The following is an 18,231-nucleotide window of genomic DNA, read 5'->3' as shown; positions in this document are numbered from 1 at the left end:
TCCGGGGCTTTGTGTTTATATTTCTATGAGTAGTTTTTCTGCTGATTTAGACGGGGCAGTATCGGGTTGCTTCGTTAAACTTTTCTGCGGCTTCTTACTCTTTTTCTTAAACTTCCGGCCATACCACACCAGAAATCCTGTAATCGGTAAGCTGGCGCCAATAAGTGAAGCCAGGAAGGCCATTACCTTACCCGGAAATCCGAGAATACTGCCTACATGGATATCGTAATTCATTTTTCGCAGTTTCTGACCAAATGAAGCTTGCGCATATGGTATAGAATAGGCATCCTGTCGCTTTAACTCCTTGAGGTTATGTTGGTCAAAAGTGTAGCCCTGGCTATTATAAAACTGTCCTTTATTGGGGTATACGGTGATATTGATGGCGGCCTTAGCCTCTGCCGTATCCGCAAAACTGTAATAAAAACCCATCGATTTGGGGTGGATCTTAATGACCTGGTCCCAGGCTATATCCATCGCTTCTTCAGGTGCATAACCCTTTCCTTTTAATGTGGATCTGAGCCTAAACGCTTGTATTCTGCCAGCTTATCGCCACCCGATGTAACCCAGTAAATACCCTCACTATACCATTTAATACCATATACCATTCCAGTAAGGGCTATAGCCGCCAGGAACAATAAGGCGTAAAAGCCAAGTACGTTGTGAAGGTCTAAGTTTACCCGTTTAAAAGATGCACCCCATTTGATCTTAAAACTCTTATCACGGGTTGATTTATTCCATTTCTTCGGATACCACCAGATCAGCCCGGTTATCAGCAGAACTACGAAAATCATAGTACCATAGTTAACAATTGGTCGCCCTATCTCATTAGGCATCCAGAGAAAACGGTGCCCGTTTAAAATAAACCTGAAGAAATCCGATTCACCCGGTTTATGCTCCTCTGTACTGATCACCTCACCAGTATAAGGATTCACTTTCAGGATGGTATTTCCTGTCCGGCGATCCCGCGGTCCGGCACTAGCCGCCCGTAAATTTAAGTTGATGGCCCTGCCTTGTTGGTAATTGGCGTAAGATGCCACTTTCTCTGGGTATAGCTTCGCAGCGATCTGCATCAACTCGGAGGGTTTAACTACAGGTTTATCCTGCCAGGCTACTTTTGTTTCAGGCTCAAGCAAACCGGTAATTTCTTCATTAAAGACCCAAATGCAGCCGGTAAGGCATACAATTAGGACAATGACACCCGATATTAAACCTAACCACAAGTGCAGCCAGTTGTTAATTCGCTTAAAAAGCGTGTCTTTTTGCTTCTTCTTTCCTGGACTTTGATTCTTCGTCATTGTGCCTGTTTTTATTGAGATCAGCTTACTTAAACCGGTAGGTAATACTCAACCATGCATTGCGTGGAACCTCATAGATATAAGTGTAGTAAGAAACAGAGGTTGCAGTTTCAGTTGCCAGCTTCGTATATGACCCCTGCGTTAGCAACCTTCGGTCTAAAAGGTTAGCTAAGGTACTGAAAATTAATACTTTTCGTAGGCCATTGATGGCTGATTTTTCATCGATTCCAAAAAAGTCAAAATTTCCTGTAATCAAAGTTTAGATGTCCTGCGGATAGATTTACTCAAACAAAATCACGGAAGTCGGTATTGCCGCAGAAAGACATGATCTTGAATGGAAGTTCAGTTGTTATCTCTTGTATTCTTCCCAGCAGAGTTCTTCATACCGATTAAGATTTGATAGCCAAAGTGGATTTTATCTGACCCAGCAAATGATCGATATCAAAGGGCTTTTGAATGAAATCGTTTGGCTGACATTGACGCTCTATGTCTTTAAGCGTGGCATGAGCACTCATCACCAATATGGGAGTTGATTGTTCTGATTTAATCTGTTCACAGACATCAAGTCCTGAGCCATCGGGAAGCATGACGTCCAGCAAAAACAGGTCTGCCTGAATATTTTTATCCCTATTGCTGAAATCCATTATGTTGGCGAAGGAAATTACGTTGTAATTCTCCTGCTCAAGGATTAAGTGTATGATTTCCCTAATATCCTGATCGTCTTCCAGTAAGAGAATGGTGAGCATATCGATTTAGTATTTATCTAATGACAATAAATTTTGCGGAACGGTTTTTTAATTAAAATCTTTTCTCAAAAAAAGATTGGATCATGGCTGATGCTTTAGGCATATCAAATGGTTTTTCGATGATACCATCAGCGCCTTTCAAATCGGAATCAAGTTTTATAATTCCGGCTGTCATCAGAATCAGAGGAAGCGTTTTGTATTCTGGCTGTTTTCTGATCGTTTCACAAACGTCAAGACCGTTGAGGTTTCCCATAATCAGGTCAATGAGAATGATGTCAGGCTGAAAATCATTAATGAGCTCAATGATTGAGGCACCATTATCCGAAGCGAGAACCTCGAACTCATCGAACATCAGGGGGGCAAGTTCCAGTAAGGATGGTTCGTCGTCTATGAACAGTAGCTTTCTGATGGGCTTAAACATTCAACAAACATAGTTAAAGCGATTAATACGCAATGAAAAATTTCCTTGTTTACCCAATGATATACAAGAAAGGGTATTTTACTTGAGTTAAAACAGTATTAATATCAGCAAAAAGCAACTTATACTAAGTGCACAATCTTTAGTTTTGTGTATGTTCATTTTTATTTATCTTTCCGGTAAAAGATTTTACCAACAGCAGTACTCAACTTTGCCATACGGAATGTATGATCGATTGGAGACCCATCGGAAATCAAAGCTCTTATGTGTAATTGATGGGAGATCTTTTCGTGCACTCTATAAAATAGAATGTTTTTACCAGCAGCGAAAAGCCTTGAGGAAGAGTATAGAAATCAGCTTACACAATTTAGGTGCAACCAGGAGGCAGGATACCACTTAAACCCGCCTTTAAATAAAATATATGTATTGTAGTATCAAATGTGCTTGCTTATGTTTCTAACGTCTTATAAGTCAGCGGAATATTCCTTGTTTCTTTCTTTTCATCAGGCGTGCAATTTCTTTATACAGATAAATTTTATTGTGTGAAATCATAATCATATATCATTCTGGAAAGCTTGTCAAAATACAAGTATTAGGGTAGTTGATATGACGGTTTTTTAGGGACCACAATTATCATTTGTAGGCTTGCAAAGATTATAGCCGTTCTTGTAACGAAGTCGTGCAACTGCAGATGGGCTGACATCCTGGCCCGTATTTTGTGAAATTAAAGGTATGAATATACAGATAGATGGCAGTAAAGAAGAGCTTGATGCGCTTGCGGAATTTCTTGCAGATGATTCCAGGTTCAATAATGTTTCACAGCAATTGCGCGCTGCATTAGCGTTTGAAGAGCATCATCAGGAAGATGATGTGCCCAGGCCCGGCGATCATCCGCTTGTCGAACGTTCGGAATAGCTTGTTGATAGACCTCGGGGGGTAAGTTCCTTGATCATTTTGGAATTAGGGATGTATTAATGTCTGTCTTGTCTGCTTCGGTTTTAAGGAGAAAATTGTTTAAGGCCTTAAAAAAGAGCTTTGAACGGGGCTGCATGCTTCGTTTCTATTCTATCTTCTAGAGAATGCTTTTTACAATGCTGCATCAATAGCTGCAATGGTTTGCGGAAAGACGAATGCTTTTATGATCTATAAAGGAGGCGTTATATTATTATTTACGACCATAGCCTTGATTGCTGATTTTGTGAAACCAATGGTATTATGTCTTAAAACTTTCAGCCAGCTTCTGTGGTTGTATCACCATGCAGATTTTATCATCCACGGCTGCGCATGGGTCAGCAAAAAAATTATATCCCTATCAGCAATATGCTATAGACACTTTGTTTAAAAAAATGCAGACCGGCACCGTTGAGCTACGTCTGCTATTCCAGTTGCCTACCGGCGGAGGCAAAACGGTTATCTTTTCTGAAATTGCCGATCGTTTTATAAAGCAATATGGAAAAAAGGTTATTGTGCTCACGCACCGGCAAGAACTATGCAAACAAACTTCGCTGGCAATGAAAAATGCTGGCGTTTTCAATAAAGTAGTAGACAGCAAAGTTAAGCGGATAGCCAAAAAAGGTTATTATCACTGTTATGTAGCCATGGTCGAAACCCTTAAACACAGGATCGATGATGGCTTGATCGATACTGAAGGGGTGGGCCTTGTGATTGTAGATGAAGCCCATCACAATTCTTTTCATAAACTGCTCAATAGATTTCCTGGTGCCAGAGTAATCGGGGTAACTGCCACACCTTTTTCAGCAGATGTGTCGCGCCCGATGAAAAGCTTTTACAGTGAGCTGGTGCTTGGGGAGCAGATCAATTCGCTTATCGAACAAGGCTTTTTGGCAAAGCCAAAGGCTTTTGCTTATGAGGTGGAACTCAACACGCTAAACAGGGGCATACATGGCGATTATACGGTGAGTAGTTCCGATGAGCTATATTCGTCTAAAATAATGCTCGATCTTTTGGTACACGCCTATAAGCAACATGCATCTGGTAAAAAAACATTGATTTTCAATAACGGTATATTTACCTCCCGAAAGGTATTGGAAGTTTTTCAGGAGGCGGGTTACCCGATCCGCCATCTGGATAACCAGACCGAAAGCGCTGAACGGGTTGAAATTTTAAAATGGTTCAAAAAAACAAAGGGAGCGATATTAACATCGGTATCCATACTAACTACTGGTTTTGATGAACCCTCTGTGCAGTCAGTTATCCTCAACCGTGCTACCACATCACTTACCCTTTATCACCAGATGATCGGGAGAGGAGCCAGGCGCTTGGGTGGTAAAAAAACATTTACTATTATAGACCTGGGCAATAATGCAGAAAGGTTTGGAGAATGGGATGCGCCGGTAGATTGGCAACACGTATTTGAAAACCCCGAAATCTATCATCAGATCCTGGCAAAGGCCAGCGATGATATCCACCAGATGCCTTCGGAAATGCGAAACAGGTTTGCCAACAGCTCTGAGATATCTTTCGATGTGCTTGCCGTTTATCAAACAGCCATGGATAAGGGGGAAAAGGCAAAAACCGTGCTTCGTGATTCCATCAGACAACATGCAATGATGTGCGCTGACAATGCTGATACAGTGACCCAAGCATTTGAGCTGGAACATGAACTTGATAAAGAAATCAACTGGAGGATAAAACAGTACAGCAAATGCCTGGGTTCTGTAACCAAAAACTATATCAAGTGGTTGGGTAGCGACTATCGGAGCCGTTTGCACAGCCTTATTGAGAAAATCATGTCGAGGCGGGCGGCAATGCGGGCGGCAGTTTAATTCAATGTCAAGATAGTAAGTGGGACTTTTATTAAAAACCAGATTTTTAAGCTCACCAAAAGAAATTTATGCTTTACATTATGAAATGATCTGAACTAATCAAGATTGTTTTGACTATTTTGTTGTTCGTTGTTTGAGATTTTAATCGCACTGGATTCGAAGTGTGAAAATTTCCACTTAAGTTCCAAAATAACTTATTTACTCTTAGCGGAATCTCCAGTCGAATTCATTGGTTCGTCCTTGTCAACGAAAAAAGCGAAACTATTCTCATTCATATTTGCCAAGTTTTTGCGTTCTAAATTTTTAGTACAACGGTTGCCACTTTTCCGAAAAACTAGATTTTTATATAAATCCCTTGCTCTTTAAGTCGTCGACAATTGGCCCAAGAACCTGTAAGAAAGCATTTAAGTGTTCAAAGTATTCCTCCGAGAGGGTACCGCGTAAAATAGCTAACAATTTGATTGTTAGCTATTTATGTTTTATTAATTGTTGCGTTTAAGCATTATCTCCCCTATTTTCCAGCTTTCTGATCTTTTAATATTTTGATCTTTAAGCGCTTATAAATCGATGTTATTTAGATCTTTTAAGTTAGTTTTCTCTATAGTTTTGATATACAATTCGTTAAGATTTCTTTTGTTTCTTGCATAAAATTAGATAAATATGGATAACCTTAGGACTCAACTTTAGAACACTATTTTAGATTTTTAGCATCCATTTTTAAATTTCACATATGATTTGGAATACAGAGTCGATAAATTTATTGTTTTTGAAAGCTTTAGTTTCAGTTTCCCCAATGTTGGTTTTCTTAATGCTCTTTGCATTTTCTAGTTGCACTAATGGTTTGACATAATCAAAAATTATCTCATTTGGCAATTTCAAAATTATCAGGTCATTTACACTTTGTTTTTGAAGATTAAATTTTACCAAAGTTTTCTAATCCTAGTTTTGAAGCCTCCGAAGAAGGGGAGGATATGTTCTCGAGAGGGGTTTTGACAGTGAAGCATTTTGTCGTCAAGAGGAATTGCTTACACTGCTGGTGTATGGAGTACTAGATTATATATCACACAGTCAGGAAAAGGTCTTTATAAATTTTGAAATGGTAGATCGACGTTTCAGTTGAAACTACCAAGATACAATGGATTAAATTGCTGAAAAAATAGTTGAAATAGAAACGCTATGTTTTGCATAGCTAGGTATCCCCTGGAAATACCGATAAATTTGACCCCGTAATCTCCAAGTATCTCTTAACTCACCGTTCGTTTTTTGATACTAACTATTTGGAAAATTCTTGGTTTGTCATAAAAATCGACTGTTTTTTGATAGACTCTATTTAAAAAAAATTCATAGAGAAGTTTAAGTTTAACTATAATCATATATTGTATTTAGTGATTTTTAGACGAACTCTGGCCCGTGTTATTGACGTAATATTTTGTTAACCGAATGTTTCAGTGCGTAATTTAATTAATTTTAGACTTAATTTTATGATTGCGAACTCACAAGTATTGGCAATAAACTTAAATAAGAACTTCATAATTATTTTCCGCCGCCACCAACATCCGGTAACTGAGGTCCATTATCTTCTTTCGTATCCTTTTTGAACTGAAGTTTGCCAAATTTATAGGATAAACTTAAACCAAACGATTGAACAGGGATAAGTCTTAAATTGGTTTGTTCGAAGTTAGGTCCAAAGCTTGTTTGTCTTTGCGTTAAATAACGGTTAAAAGGATTGGCTGCAGTGAGGCCAATACTTGCGTTTTTATTCCAGAATTGTTTCCTTATTGCTAAGCTATAATTAAATACCGATGGTCTGGTGCTCCTGAAGTTTCGCTGCTGGGAATTGTAGTTCCCAAAAACTTCAGCAAGTAAATTTCCGCCAAATTGGTAGCTGGCATTCAAATTTGCTCTATAGGCAAAAGCGCTTACGCTTGCCAGTCCGGGCGAAATGTTACTTCTGTTGCCGGCTTGAAGATTGGTCCGCAAGTTAACCTTTTCAGTCACCGGCACAGAGGCGAAAAGGCTTGCGCCAATACTGGTTTGGGAACCAAGATTCATCCTCTGCGTCAGGGCTACAGCCGAATATTCCACGCCATTGATGGAAATTACATCATAAAAAGTGGTTAACTGTTGCATGTCGTCGGTGTTGCGGCGATAATATCCTGCAAAATAAATATTAGCACCTTTCTCGAAAGTTTTGCTGTAACCTAATTCTAAATTATTGCCAATTTCAGGCTTCAAAAGCGGGTTTCCGGTACTGATATTGTGTGGGTCGCTGATATTGTAAAATGGATTCAAATCACCATAATCCGGTCTTTCTATCCTATAGCTATAGGATAACTTGACCGATTGGGTCTCATCAAGCTTATGCTGTAAGGTAAGGGAAGGTGCAAAGGTGTTATAGCCTGCGATTGCAGCTCCTGAGAAATCGGCTACTTTTCCCGTTCTTTCGTATCTCAGGCCTGCTTTTCCGGTGATGAAATCTTTAAAAAGTGAAAACGATGCCGAAAGATAAGCGGCATACACATTTCGTTTGTAGTTAAAGCCATATGTTTGGTTTGTATTATTGATATAAGCCCCGTTTGTAAGCAACGTGTCGGTCAGTACATTATTGTTTAGGTTGTCAATCAATATTTTTGCGCCACCCTCAATGGTCAATTTCTTGGTTACAGGCAACGTGTAATTCATCGAAATTTCTGTTTCATTCTCTTTTCCGGGATTGCTGCTATTCAATCCTGTATTTGGAAAACCTCCGCCTTGATAAGTTGAAATCTGTGAAGCTTTTACCAGATTATTGCCAAAACTTGCATTATACAGAAAGTCCATTTCATGGCCCTCTTTTTTGAAAGTCTTTTTGTAAGCCAGGCTCACATCGGTGGAGTTGGCACTAAAATTACTGGTTGAATTTCTTAAACTCCTCAAATCAGAAATGTTGTTTCCCGATGTCGCGAGCAGGTATTGCTGAATCTGGTTAGTTGTTCCATTCGTATTATTGTTGAAATGATTGTATCCTAAAGTGGCTGTAAGCTCATCTTTTGGCGTAATATTCCAGTTTAAATTTAAGCCTGTTTGGTAACTACCCCTTTTCTGCTAACTACTGCCATCTTGAAAGAAATTATTAATGGTTTCTCTGGTTGAATTGTAGGATGTTCTGTTGGAAGAACTTTTAGCAACAGTGTTAAACTGCTGGTTGCCACTAAAGAAAATACCAACTCCAAAATTTCCTTTTTTAACATTCAGGTTTGCCGAACCATTCTGAAGTCTGGAACCAATAGAATAATTCACAGTACCGTTTATTCCCTGAAATTTATTGTCTTTTAATACAATATTGATTATCCCACCTGTACCGGTAGCATCATATTTTGCGCCCGGACTGGTAATGACCTCCACGCTTTTAATCTGGCTTGCCGGAATAGATTGCAATGCATCAGCCAGGCTTGCACCAAATATACTTGATGGCTTGCCGTTTATCAGAAACCGAATACTTCCGCTACCTTGCAATTCTACATTTCCATCGATATCTACACTTACCATCGGAACTTTTTTCAAAACATCTAAGGCTACGCCATTTTGCGCTGTAAGGTCTTTCGCTGTGTTATATATTGTTTTATCTATTTTGTTTTCAATAATTGGTGTTTTAGCAGTTATGGTAACCGATTGCAGTTGATCTATGGTTGAGGCTAGTAAAATAGTTCCCAAAGAAATGGCGGAGGATGTTTGGCTCAAAGTTACAGGAAAGGTTTGCGCTTTATAGCCAATGAAGTCAACCGAAACATTGTAAACGCCAATTGGAAGCCCTGAGACAGTAAAACTTCCCTTAGCATCAGAACTTATTCCATTGACTACACTTTTTGTACCCGACTTAAAAACGGTAATGGTGGCAAAATCAATAGGTTCTTTTGTGGTTGCATCCAGGACCGTTCCGGTTATTTTAGCTTTAGCCGTTTGAGCATTGGCGTTAATGGAAATAAAGAAGAGGAAAAATATAAATAAGTAATGGCGCATGGTAATGGGTTAATGAACTGATGCTGCAAATATCAGTGGCGATTCTGTTGGAAAACTGAAGTTTTAGTTAAGCTTGATTTTTGTAGATTGTGTAAATGTCCTTACAAATAGGATTCACACTATTATTGTTATCATTTTTCCTGTTGATAAAGTTTTTTCTGATAGAGAAATGAAGCCAGCTGATAGTAAGAGATTGTTTCATTTGTTAACTTTTCATCATTGGGGATTTTTGTAGAACCACCAGTTTTAAAATCCGGACGGAAAGTATTTACTTTTTTATTGGGATCAAGTACCACAAGTTTTCCATCTCGTATGTAACCAAGGCTTTGATAAGTACTGATAAATGCCCTTTGTTCGGTATCTTCCATTTTAAAAACATCATGGCCAAAAAACTTACTGTGATAACTGAAGTTCAGATAACCCAGAATAGTGGGGCCAATATCCAGCTGCGCTGTAAGTTTCTCAAATCTCGACGGTGCAATATGACCAGGTGCGTAAAAAATCATGGGAATATGATATCTGTCTACCGGCAGTTCTACCTTTCCTGCGCTGGAAGCACAGTGATCTGCTACAATAATAAACAGCGTATTGGAAAACCATGGTTTTTGGCGTGCCTCCTTTATAAATTTTCCGATTGCATAATCTGTGTATTTCACCGCACCCTCTCTACTTGTTTTGGAGGGAATATCTATTCTTCCTTCGGGATAAGTATAGGGACGATGATTGGAAACAGTCATGACTTGCGCAAAAAATGGTTTGCCATTTTGATAGTCTTTATCCAGTTCACGCAATGAAAGTGTAAACAAATCCTCATCTGCTACACCCCAGATATTCGAGTAATGTATCTCCGAATCACTTAAAGCACTTCTGTCAGTTACCTCATAACCGTTATTAGAAAAGAACTCTGTCATGTTATCGAAATATCCATATCCGCCATAGATAAATCTGGAATGGTATCCTTTGGAGCGAAAAACACTGCCCAGGGTAAAAAGGTTCCGGTTATCCGGACGTTTTACAATGGACTGCCCCGGTGTTGGAGGAATGCAAAGAGAAAGCGCTTCTAAACCTCTGACGGTGCGGGTGCCTGAAGCATAAAGGTTGGTAAAAAGCATCCCTGTTTCTGCCAGCTTATCCAGTTCTGGTGTGATGTGCTGGTTATTGCCGAAGCTGCCCAAGAATTCAGCACTCAGGCTCTCCACACTAACGAGCACCACATTCATTTTGTTTTCTTGCTGCTTATTATCTACCATTCTGGTAGTATAAGTGAATTTTGTGTTGTCTGTTGCTTTATTTAGGATATGCTGGATGATAGATTCCACCTTTGATATCGGTAATGTTTTATAAAAAGTGTTGTAATCAAGTTGGTTATTCCAAAAAGCGAAACCAAAATCATACATACCATTTCCAGACAGCTCGTTAACATACTGATTGCTGCTCAGGTATTTCCATTTATGGCTTAGTCCGAAATAGACCAGAACTGGCAGCGTCAGCAGTAAAAGAGCATACACACTTCTTTTTTTGAAGCGCTGCTCAACATAGTTTTCCACCCAGATCAATTTGCGAAGCAGAAATACCACTACCACAGCAAACAAAATCATTATAGCCAGTATCGTATTAATCGGATAGGATTGACGGATGTTTCCAATGACCTCGGTGGTGTAAACAAGATAATCTACAGCTATAAAATTATACCTGACCGAAAATTCTTCCCAAAAAAACCATTCTGATACGGCGTTAAACATAAGGGTAAGTACCACAATAAAGAAATACACAAATAGCAATATTCTGCTTACTTTTTTCCGATACCATCTTGCAGGGAAAATCCACAGGTATATAACTATTGGTATGCAGGCGAATGAAGCAGCTGCCATATCGTATAGAATCCCAATCATAAATATCCTCACAACATTAGCAATTGACCAGTCTATGTTGTGAACAGAAAATAGCATAAGTGCAATTCTGGTCATTAAAGAAATGCTGCATAGCATTACAGCTGCAAGAAGAACAGGTGAGAACCTGTGGCTGAAAAATTTGGTAATTTTATTCATTAATGATGTAGAAGGTTCATAAAATTAGTTGAAATCAAGTTGCGCGAATGTAAAGGCCAAATCTGTAGCAATTCTGTAGGCATATCTCACAGAGGATTGATCATCAATGTTGATCTGAGAAAAAAAATAACAGAACAAAAGGGATGGAAAGCGGTTTATATCCAGTAGAAAAAACAAATGTGCAAAACCCGGCTTTAAGCCCCTCTGAATACCCCTACCAAACCCAATAAAATCATATGATCATTACAGCAAAATCACCAGGCTGCCGCCGACAATCATCAGTCCTCCGATTAAAGTTTTGGTTTCGATTGGTTCTTTTAAGATAAGAAAAGCAAGGCCCATTGCTATGGCAACGCTAAGCTTATCAATCGGTGCTACTTTAGAAACATTCCCTGTTTCCAAGGCCTTAAAATAAAAAATCCAGGAAAGACCGGTTGCCACACCGGACAAAGCAAGAAAAATAAGATTATTTTTGCTCAAGGTTTTCAGCTCAGAAATTTCCCCGCTTGCCAGCGCAATTCCCCATGCAATAAATAGAATGACCAGCGTCCGTATCGCTGTAGCCAGATTTCCATTCACCCCCTTGATTCCGATTTTAGCAAGTATAGCGGTAGCTGCCGCAAAAAAGGCAGAAAGAATTGCATAATATTTCCACATGATTTCTGTTTGGTAATAAGAATAAAAATAACGCTCAAATCTGTAGACAAACTGTAGAACATCGAAAAAAAGGTGACAAATCATACTTGTGATATTTTACTTTGTGGCTGCACGCGTGCTACAGAATTTCTCCAGATTTGAAGCTTATTCTTGTCAGTATTTAACATAAAATATGAAGAATGAAATTCTTTTGAAGACAGTGGCAACCTTTGTGAAGGACTGTCTTCGTAATAGACTTTCTCTCCAGATGTATTTTCACAACCTCGGCCATACTTTAATGGTCGTGAATGGAGTAAAGAGAATCGGGAAGGCAGAAGGGCTTAGCGAGGATGAGATTTTTATATTAAAGCTTGCCGCTTTTCTTCATGATGTCGGTTATACTGAGAAATACTGGGGGCACGAAGAAGAGAGCGCGAGAATTGCAGCAGAATTTTTAGGGGCTAATGGGTTAGCAATAGAAAAGATAGAACTTGTTAAAAAATGTATTGTCGCGACAAAATTTCCGCAACATCCGGTAGGCAAATTAGAGGAGGTGATTTGTGATGCTGATTTCTACCACTTTTCTCTCCTAGACTATCAGGATTACGCAAGGCGGCTAAAAACGGAATGGGAGACAAATCTCAATCTTTTTTATACCGATGTTGAATGGGATAAATTAAATTTGAACATGTTATCAGCTCATATATATTTTACTGATTATGGGAAAAATAAACTTCAGCCAAAAAAAGCGCTTAATATTGCAAAGCTTAAAAGCCGTGTTGAATAACTGACCTGTAAAGTTTATCCGTTTTAAATATAACATTTAGATTAAAAAAAATGAAAATACTGATTGTTGAGGATGAGCAGGCCTTGTACGAAAGCATTTTTGCTTACTTTACCGGAGAGGGGAATATTTGTGAACATGCTCCTGATTTCGATACGGCCAGTGAAAAGATTGAACTTTATAGTTATGACTGCATCCTTTTAGATCTCGGTTTACCGGGGGGCGAAGGGCTGGAACTTTTATCCAAATTGAAGAAATCCAATAAAAAGGATGGTGTACTGATTATCTCTGCCAGGCATTCTCTTGAGGACAGACTTTCAGGACTGGATCTGGGAGCTGATGATTATTTAGTTAAGCCTTTTCATCTTTCAGAATTGAAGGCAAGGGTGAGTGCGATTGTACGAAGGAAAAATTTTGATGGAGATAATGTGATTACTTTCCATGAGATTAAAGTGGACGTAGCTGCAATGATGGTTACTTTGAATGATAACCAACTTACCCTAACCAGAAAAGAGTTTGATCTGCTCGTCTATTTGTTATCCAATAAAAATAAAGTTGTGACAAAAAATGCGATGGCAGAACATCTTTGGGGAGATGAAATGGATCTGTCGGATGATTTCGATTTTATTTATACCCATGTAAAAAATCTGAAAAAGAAACTGGCAGAGACAGGTGCAAAGGATTATATTAAATCTGTTTATGGCATCGGTTATAAATTTACAGATGCATGAAGTTATCTACCCGATATAACAGGGTCAATATCCTGACCTCTTCCATTATCCTGGTGATCACCGGAATAATCTATTATTTCTTTATCCACCTGATCCTCACCAATAAACTGGACAAGGATTTAGCAGTAGAGGAAGATGAGATCAGGCAATACACCAGGACTTATCAAAAGCTGCCTCTTCCGGCAAGTTACCTCGATCAGCAGGTTTCCTATCGCGAATTGCCCGCGGATACTAACGATATCCGGGAGTTTAGCAATACGACCTACTTAAACCAAAATGAGAACGAGCAGGAACCCGGAAGAAGTCTGGTTACTACGCTCCGATTAAAAGGCAAGGACATTCAGGTAACCATTACCAAATCAAGGGTAGAGTCCGAAGATTTAGTGAGGGTAATCCTGCTGATCACCTTAGGGGTGACGCTGGTTTTACTCATCTCACTATTTCTAATTAACCGCTTTGTAATGAGCAGACTCTGGATGCCATTTTATAACACACTTAAAAGAATGAAATCTTTTGAAGTGACCAAAATGGAATCACTAAATAGCGATACCACAAAAATAGATGAATTCATTGAGCTTAACCAATCGGTAAATGCCATGGCTGACCGGGTGAAAAAGGATTACAGGGAGCTCAAGAGTTTTACAGATAATGCTTCGCACGAAATGATGACTCCTCTAGCGGTAATCAATTCAAAACTTGATTCGCTTTTGCAGACCGAACCCTTTACCGCCCAGCAAGGCACACTGCTAGAAGACATCTATCAGGCAACAGGTAGGCTCTCGCGGCTGCATCAATCCCTGCTGCTACTGGCTAAAATCGAAAACAACTTAATTACCGATGCACAGCAAATCGATTTAAAAGTTTTAATAGCATCCAAAGTGAGGCAGTTTCATGAACTTTTTGAAAGGGATAGCTTAACTACGGAGGTTGATTTGAGCAATAAAACAGTAATCATGAGCCGCTATCTTGCAGATATTTTGCTAAATAATCTCTTTAGTAATGCGGTAAGACACAATCAACATGGTGGAAAGATTTCGATAGAACTCACTGAAACCACACTTGTTATTTCCAACACAGGAAAGGATTTTAGCGGGAAAGACAGGCTCTTTGACAGGTTCTCAAAATCAAGCGAGTCTGAAGGCATGGGACTTGGATTGGCCATTACAAAACAGGTATGTAACTTGTATGGATATCAGATTACTTACCGGCAAATAAACGAATTACATATTTTTTCTATTTTTTTTTGATCGCTAGGCTTAACTACAGAATTCCTACATAATTGCCTTATAGTTTTGATGAAAATAAAAACTATGAAAAAGATTTTTGGAATTTTTTTATTAATGGGCGGTATGGTCACCGCTGCATTCGCACAGAAAGTTGCAGCGGCAAAAGTACCGGCTGCGGTTAAAACTGCTTTTACAAAAAATCATCCCGGTGCAAAGGTAAGATGGGAGATGGAAAAACAAAATTATGAGGCTGGCTTTAGCTTAAATGGCAAAGAGACTTCAGAAGTTTATTCTGCAGCCGGGTCTTTATTGGAAACAGAAGTTGCAATCAAAACAAGTGAGTTTCCGGCAGCTGTAATCCTTAAGCTAAAAGGTATGAAAATTACCGAGGCTGCTAAAATTACAAAAGCTGATGGTAGCGTAAGCTATGAGGCCGAAGTAAAAGGAAAAGACTTGTTGTTTGATGCGAAAGGTAATCCTATAAAACCTTAGTATGGCTAAGTACTTTTATATCATGTTGCTGCTTGTAGTAGCAACATTATCTTCATTTGCCCAAAATGTAGATTCGTTAAAAAACACGCCCAATCCGGATTCCCTGGGAAGATGGTATTCTGGTAATCCTATTCCCAAAAAGAAATTTAAAGTGATCTCATTCATCGCTCCGGCTGTTTTGGTAGGTTATGGTTTTGCAGCTGTATATGATAATGGTGCTTTAAAACAGCTTGATTTGAGTACAAAAGCAGAATTACAGGAAGATCATCCTTTGTTTGCAGCTCACGTAGATGATTATTTACAGTTTGCACCGGCGGCAGCAGTTTATGCGCTAAATCTTTCTGGCATAAAAGGGAAACATAATCTGTTTGATGCCTCGATGCTTTATGTAACTTCTGCGGCAATTATGGGGGTTTCTACTCACTTTGTTAAGCAGGGCGTTGGCAGGATGAGACCCAATAATAACGGAGAAAATTCATTTCCTTCCGGCCATACCGCATCTGCTTTTATGGCTGCAGAATTTTTACATCAGGAATATAAGGATGTCAATCCCTGGATTGGCTATGCCGGATATTTCGTAGCCACTGCCACCGGAACATTAAGGATGTACAACAATAAACACTGGTTTAGTGATGTGGTTGCCGGCGCCGGATTCGGGATTGCATCTACCAAGATTGCTTATTTGGTTTACCCTTACATGAAACAGATATTCAATAAAAACAAAGAAAGCAAATTTACATTGATGCCATATTACCAGCCTGGAGCATCAGGCCTAGTGTTTTCCGGAAGATTTTAAATTTATAAGCAACTCCACTTAAATATGCCAAAGGTAATGCCCGGCTAAACTTTTAGCAGAATTGCACAAGTTTTCCATGGCGGAATAAATTTTAGCAAATGAGAACGAAATTCAAATATTTTTCCATTGTTGTACTTTTTAGCACTTCACTTTTCGTGAAAGCACAGGCGCCAGCAAAAAATCTTGAATTTTTTCTTAACCAGGCAAAAATCTCCAGTCCTTTACTTAAGGATCTGGAAAACCAACGTAAATCGGCAGGCATCGACAGCCTTGTTGTTCAGGCCACCGGGAAGCCACAAGTTACCGGATCTTCAAGCGGATTGTATGCACCCATAATTCATGGTTATGGTTATGATGAGGTGATCACGAACGGGAAATCTTTAGATGCCTTGCTAAATGTGAATTACGATTTACTCAATAAGAAACGCATCAACAACCAACTGCAGGGCGTAAAACTGCAAAGCGATTCCATCAGGTACGCAAGTCAAGTTTCCACATTCGATTTAAATCGTTCCATTGCCGACCAATATATTTTAGCTTTTGCCAGTCAAGAACAGGTTTATTTTAATAGTGAGGTGGTTGCTTTACTTAAAAAGGAAGAAACCTTGCTTAAAACATTAACCAGGAGTAATATTTACAAGCAATCAGAATATTTAACGTTTTTGGTTACCCTACAACAGCAGGAATTAGGCTTACAACAAGCAGCTTTGCAGTATAAGAATGATTTGGCTGCCCTAAATTATTTATCCGGAATTACCGATACCACCTCAGTTCGTTTAGAGGAGCCGAAACTTAAATCGGATAAGCTTTTCTCAGAAACGAGTTTTTTCAAAAGGAAATTTGAACTGGATAGCTTGAAGAATGAAAATCAAAGGAGTTCCATCATATTAAATTATCAACCAAAACTTGGCGTATATGCCAATGGAGGTTATAACTCATCGTTAGTGCTCCAGCCATATAAAAATTTTGGAGCCAGTGTAGGGTTTACATTTTCTGTCCCGATTTACGATGGCCGTCAGAAAAAAATGCAGTTTAACAAACTGAATCTGGCAAAAGAAACTATATCAAATTATAGGGAGTTTTTTGTTCGGCAACAAAGTCAACAACTTAACTTAATCCGTCAGCAAATTGACCAAACCGATGCACTTTTTGGAAAAATTGACGAGCAAATAAAGTTTAGTAAAGGATTAATTGATGTGGATAGTAAACTGATGCATACAGGTGATTTGCGGGTGGCTGATTTTGTAATCGCAATTAACAATTATATGTCTGCACAAAACCTGCTGAGACAAACTACCATAAACCGCTTAAAATTGATTAATCAATATAATTATTGGAACCGATAATGAACAAATATTTAAAATTGATTTATGGCAGCCTAGTTGTCATAATCATGTTTTCTTCTTGTAACAGTTCAGCACCTGAAGCTACAGCAGATATGTCATCTCCGGTTACACCCGTACAAATTACACATGCGGGCGACAGCTCACTAGCCGAATATGTTGAGCTTTCTGCAGTATCTGCTTATTTAGAAAAGAGCCTTGTAAAGGCAAATATCAACGGTTATATCGAAAAAGCAAACGCACAAACTGGTCAAAAAGTGGGCAGCGGACAAAATCTTTTTACCCTTATAACTAAAGAGGCAAGGTCGATTGGTAATACCGTTAACAAACTCGACCCGGGTTTTAAGTTTTCAGGAATTTCAAATATTCGGGCAGAGCAAGGCGGGATTATTGTTCAGGTTAATCATCAAAAAGGCGATTATGTGCAAGATGGCGAGGCTTTAGCAACCATCAGCAATCGCAATAGCTTAGTGTTTCTGTTAGATTTGCCTTACGAGCTCAACCAAATCATCAAGCAAAACGGAAACCTGAATGTATTGTTACCCGATGGAACTTTGTTAACTGGTGTCGTTTCCGGAACAATGCCTGCTGTAGATTCACTGGCGCAAACCCAACGATATATTATTAAAGTTTCTTCAGGAAAAGATATCCCGGAAGGATTGATTGCAAAAGTAAGACTGAGCAAACTCAGCCACCCAAATACCCAGGTGCTACCAAAATCTGCAGTATTAGCTAATGAAACGGAAGATGAGTTTTGGGTAATGAAACTCATCAACGATTCTACGGCTATAAAAGTAAATGTTAAGAAAGGCATCGAAAATAGCAATACAACGGAAGTAGTGAGTCCTAAGTTTTTGAAAACAGATCGAATTATTACCTCTGGTAACTATGGAATTGCCGATACGGCTAAAGTTAAGATTCAGAAATAGCC

General features: G+C 39.0%; 18 protein-coding genes. 9 read left to right on the top strand and 9 right to left on the bottom strand.

The features are described from left to right. Positions 1–15: 15 nt before the first annotated feature. The 5 genes from ACZZZK_RS03230 to ACZZZK_RS03210 form a co-directional block, all read right to left on the bottom strand. A complete protein-coding gene (locus tag ACZZZK_RS03230) occupies positions 16–474 on the bottom strand; it encodes a PepSY domain-containing protein (RefSeq protein ID WP_463482842.1) in 459 nt (152 codons plus the stop codon). Positions 475–503: 29 nt separating this feature from the next. Beyond that, positions 504–1,295, bottom strand: a complete 792-nt coding sequence (locus ACZZZK_RS03225) for a PepSY-associated TM helix domain-containing protein (RefSeq protein ID WP_463482841.1) — start codon at positions 1,293–1,295, stop codon at positions 504–506. Positions 1,296–1,320: 25 nt separating this feature from the next. Next, on the bottom strand, positions 1,321–1,551 hold the full coding sequence (locus ACZZZK_RS03220) for a hypothetical protein (RefSeq protein ID WP_463482840.1): 231 nt from the start codon (positions 1,549–1,551) through the stop codon (positions 1,321–1,323). 133 nt (positions 1,552–1,684) lie between these two features. Further along, positions 1,685–2,041, bottom strand: a complete 357-nt coding sequence (locus tag ACZZZK_RS03215) for a response regulator transcription factor (RefSeq protein WP_463482839.1) — start codon at positions 2,039–2,041, stop codon at positions 1,685–1,687. 52 nt (positions 2,042–2,093) lie between these two features. Next, positions 2,094–2,462 carry a response regulator gene (locus ACZZZK_RS03210; protein ID WP_463482838.1) on the bottom strand — a complete coding sequence of 123 codons (369 nt, stop codon included), beginning with the start codon at positions 2,460–2,462 and terminating at the stop codon, positions 2,094–2,096. Between the two features lie 729 nt (positions 2,463–3,191). Here ACZZZK_RS03210 and ACZZZK_RS03205 point away from each other — a divergent pair. Together ACZZZK_RS03205 and ACZZZK_RS03200 are read left to right on the top strand one after the other, a co-directional pair. Beyond that, a complete protein-coding gene (locus ACZZZK_RS03205; protein ID WP_463482837.1) occupies positions 3,192–3,374 on the top strand; it encodes a hypothetical protein in 183 nt (60 codons plus the stop codon). A 341-nt stretch (positions 3,375–3,715) separates the two neighbouring features. Then, positions 3,716–5,245 (top strand): DEAD/DEAH box helicase, encoded by a 1,530-nt coding sequence (locus ACZZZK_RS03200; protein ID WP_463482836.1) that lies wholly within the window; start codon positions 3,716–3,718, stop codon positions 5,243–5,245. A 1,533-nt stretch (positions 5,246–6,778) separates the two neighbouring features. Here ACZZZK_RS03200 and ACZZZK_RS03195 read toward each other — a convergent pair. From ACZZZK_RS03195 to ACZZZK_RS03180, 4 genes are all read right to left on the bottom strand, one after another. Next, positions 6,779–8,284: an outer membrane beta-barrel family protein gene (locus tag ACZZZK_RS03195; protein WP_463486270.1), complete on the bottom strand. Its 1,506-nt coding sequence runs from the start codon at positions 8,282–8,284 to the stop codon at positions 6,779–6,781. A gap of 45 nt (positions 8,285–8,329) precedes the next feature. Further along, positions 8,330–9,244, bottom strand: coding sequence for a carboxypeptidase regulatory-like domain-containing protein (locus ACZZZK_RS03190; RefSeq protein ID WP_463482835.1), 915 nt, complete (start codon positions 9,242–9,244; stop codon positions 8,330–8,332). A gap of 131 nt (positions 9,245–9,375) precedes the next feature. Then, a complete protein-coding gene (locus ACZZZK_RS03185; protein WP_463482834.1) occupies positions 9,376–11,292 on the bottom strand; it encodes an LTA synthase family protein in 1,917 nt (638 codons plus the stop codon). A 243-nt stretch (positions 11,293–11,535) separates the two neighbouring features. Beyond that, positions 11,536–11,949: an EamA family transporter gene (locus ACZZZK_RS03180; RefSeq protein WP_463482833.1), complete on the bottom strand. Its 414-nt coding sequence runs from the start codon at positions 11,947–11,949 to the stop codon at positions 11,536–11,538. Positions 11,950–12,121: 172 nt separating this feature from the next. On the opposite strand from ACZZZK_RS03180, the gene ACZZZK_RS03175 reads away from it, so the two are divergent. The 7 genes from ACZZZK_RS03175 to ACZZZK_RS03145 all read left to right on the top strand — a co-directional run bounded on the left by ACZZZK_RS03175 (position 12,122) and on the right by ACZZZK_RS03145 (position 18,229). Then, positions 12,122–12,715, top strand: a complete 594-nt coding sequence (locus ACZZZK_RS03175) for an HD domain-containing protein (RefSeq protein ID WP_463482832.1) — start codon at positions 12,122–12,124, stop codon at positions 12,713–12,715. Positions 12,716–12,765: 50 nt separating this feature from the next. Then, positions 12,766–13,443, top strand: coding sequence for a response regulator transcription factor (locus ACZZZK_RS03170; RefSeq protein WP_463482831.1), 678 nt, complete (start codon positions 12,766–12,768; stop codon positions 13,441–13,443). Further along, the gene (locus tag ACZZZK_RS03165; RefSeq protein WP_463482830.1) at positions 13,440–14,690 is read left to right on the top strand and encodes a sensor histidine kinase; all 1,251 of its coding nucleotides are present in this window, start codon (positions 13,440–13,442) and stop codon (positions 14,688–14,690) included. The genes ACZZZK_RS03170 and ACZZZK_RS03165 overlap by 4 nt, the downstream gene beginning before the upstream one ends. 63 nt (positions 14,691–14,753) lie before the next feature. Then, complete coding sequence (locus ACZZZK_RS03160; protein ID WP_463482829.1) at positions 14,754–15,161, top strand: hypothetical protein; 408 nt, start codon at positions 14,754–14,756, stop codon at positions 15,159–15,161. Position 15,162: 1 nt separating this feature from the next. Next, complete coding sequence (locus tag ACZZZK_RS03155; protein ID WP_463482828.1) at positions 15,163–15,957, top strand: phosphatase PAP2 family protein; 795 nt, start codon at positions 15,163–15,165, stop codon at positions 15,955–15,957. A gap of 98 nt (positions 15,958–16,055) precedes the next feature. Next, the gene (locus ACZZZK_RS03150) at positions 16,056–17,303 is read left to right on the top strand and encodes a TolC family protein (RefSeq protein ID WP_463482827.1); all 1,248 of its coding nucleotides are present in this window, start codon (positions 16,056–16,058) and stop codon (positions 17,301–17,303) included. Further along, positions 17,303–18,229, top strand: a complete 927-nt coding sequence (locus ACZZZK_RS03145) for an HlyD family efflux transporter periplasmic adaptor subunit (RefSeq protein ID WP_463482826.1) — start codon at positions 17,303–17,305, stop codon at positions 18,227–18,229. Before ACZZZK_RS03150 ends, ACZZZK_RS03145 begins: the two co-directional genes overlap by 1 nt. Positions 18,230–18,231: the final 2 nt, after the last annotated feature.

The sequence above is a fragment of the Pedobacter sp. AC163 genome, from assembly GCF_979258665.1.
The sequence above is the reverse complement of the archived record's forward strand: the minus strand, read 5'-3'. Positions and strand labels throughout refer to the sequence as shown.

Bases quoted from the DNA above. Each gene is read 5' to 3' on its own strand.
- ACZZZK_RS03205 (WP_463482837.1), top strand. From the start codon at position 3,192: ATGAATATACAGATAGATGGCAGTAAAGAAGAGCTTGATGCGCTTGCG.
- ACZZZK_RS03200 (WP_463482836.1), top strand. From the start codon at position 3,716: ATGCAGATTTTATCATCCACGGCTGCGCATGGGTCAGCAAAAAAATTA.
- ACZZZK_RS03165 (WP_463482830.1), top strand. From the start codon at position 13,440: ATGAAGTTATCTACCCGATATAACAGGGTCAATATCCTGACCTCTTCC.
- ACZZZK_RS03145 (WP_463482826.1), top strand. From the start codon at position 17,303: ATGAACAAATATTTAAAATTGATTTATGGCAGCCTAGTTGTCATAATC.
- ACZZZK_RS03175 (WP_463482832.1), top strand. From the start codon at position 12,122: ATGAAGAATGAAATTCTTTTGAAGACAGTGGCAACCTTTGTGAAGGAC.
- ACZZZK_RS03190 (WP_463482835.1), bottom strand. From the start codon at position 9,244: ATGCGCCATTACTTATTTATATTTTTCCTCTTCTTTATTTCCATTAAC.
- ACZZZK_RS03155 (WP_463482828.1), top strand. From the start codon at position 15,163: ATGGCTAAGTACTTTTATATCATGTTGCTGCTTGTAGTAGCAACATTA.
- ACZZZK_RS03150 (WP_463482827.1), top strand. From the start codon at position 16,056: ATGAGAACGAAATTCAAATATTTTTCCATTGTTGTACTTTTTAGCACT.
- ACZZZK_RS03215 (WP_463482839.1), bottom strand. From the start codon at position 2,041: ATGCTCACCATTCTCTTACTGGAAGACGATCAGGATATTAGGGAAATC.
- ACZZZK_RS03210 (WP_463482838.1), bottom strand. From the start codon at position 2,462: ATGTTTAAGCCCATCAGAAAGCTACTGTTCATAGACGACGAACCATCC.
- ACZZZK_RS03230 (WP_463482842.1), bottom strand. From the start codon at position 474: ATGGATATAGCCTGGGACCAGGTCATTAAGATCCACCCCAAATCGATG.
- ACZZZK_RS03160 (WP_463482829.1), top strand. From the start codon at position 14,754: ATGAAAAAGATTTTTGGAATTTTTTTATTAATGGGCGGTATGGTCACC.
- ACZZZK_RS03170 (WP_463482831.1), top strand. From the start codon at position 12,766: ATGAAAATACTGATTGTTGAGGATGAGCAGGCCTTGTACGAAAGCATT.
- ACZZZK_RS03225 (WP_463482841.1), bottom strand. From the start codon at position 1,295: ATGACGAAGAATCAAAGTCCAGGAAAGAAGAAGCAAAAAGACACGCTT.
- ACZZZK_RS03180 (WP_463482833.1), bottom strand. From the start codon at position 11,949: ATGTGGAAATATTATGCAATTCTTTCTGCCTTTTTTGCGGCAGCTACC.
- ACZZZK_RS03185 (WP_463482834.1), bottom strand. From the start codon at position 11,292: ATGAATAAAATTACCAAATTTTTCAGCCACAGGTTCTCACCTGTTCTT.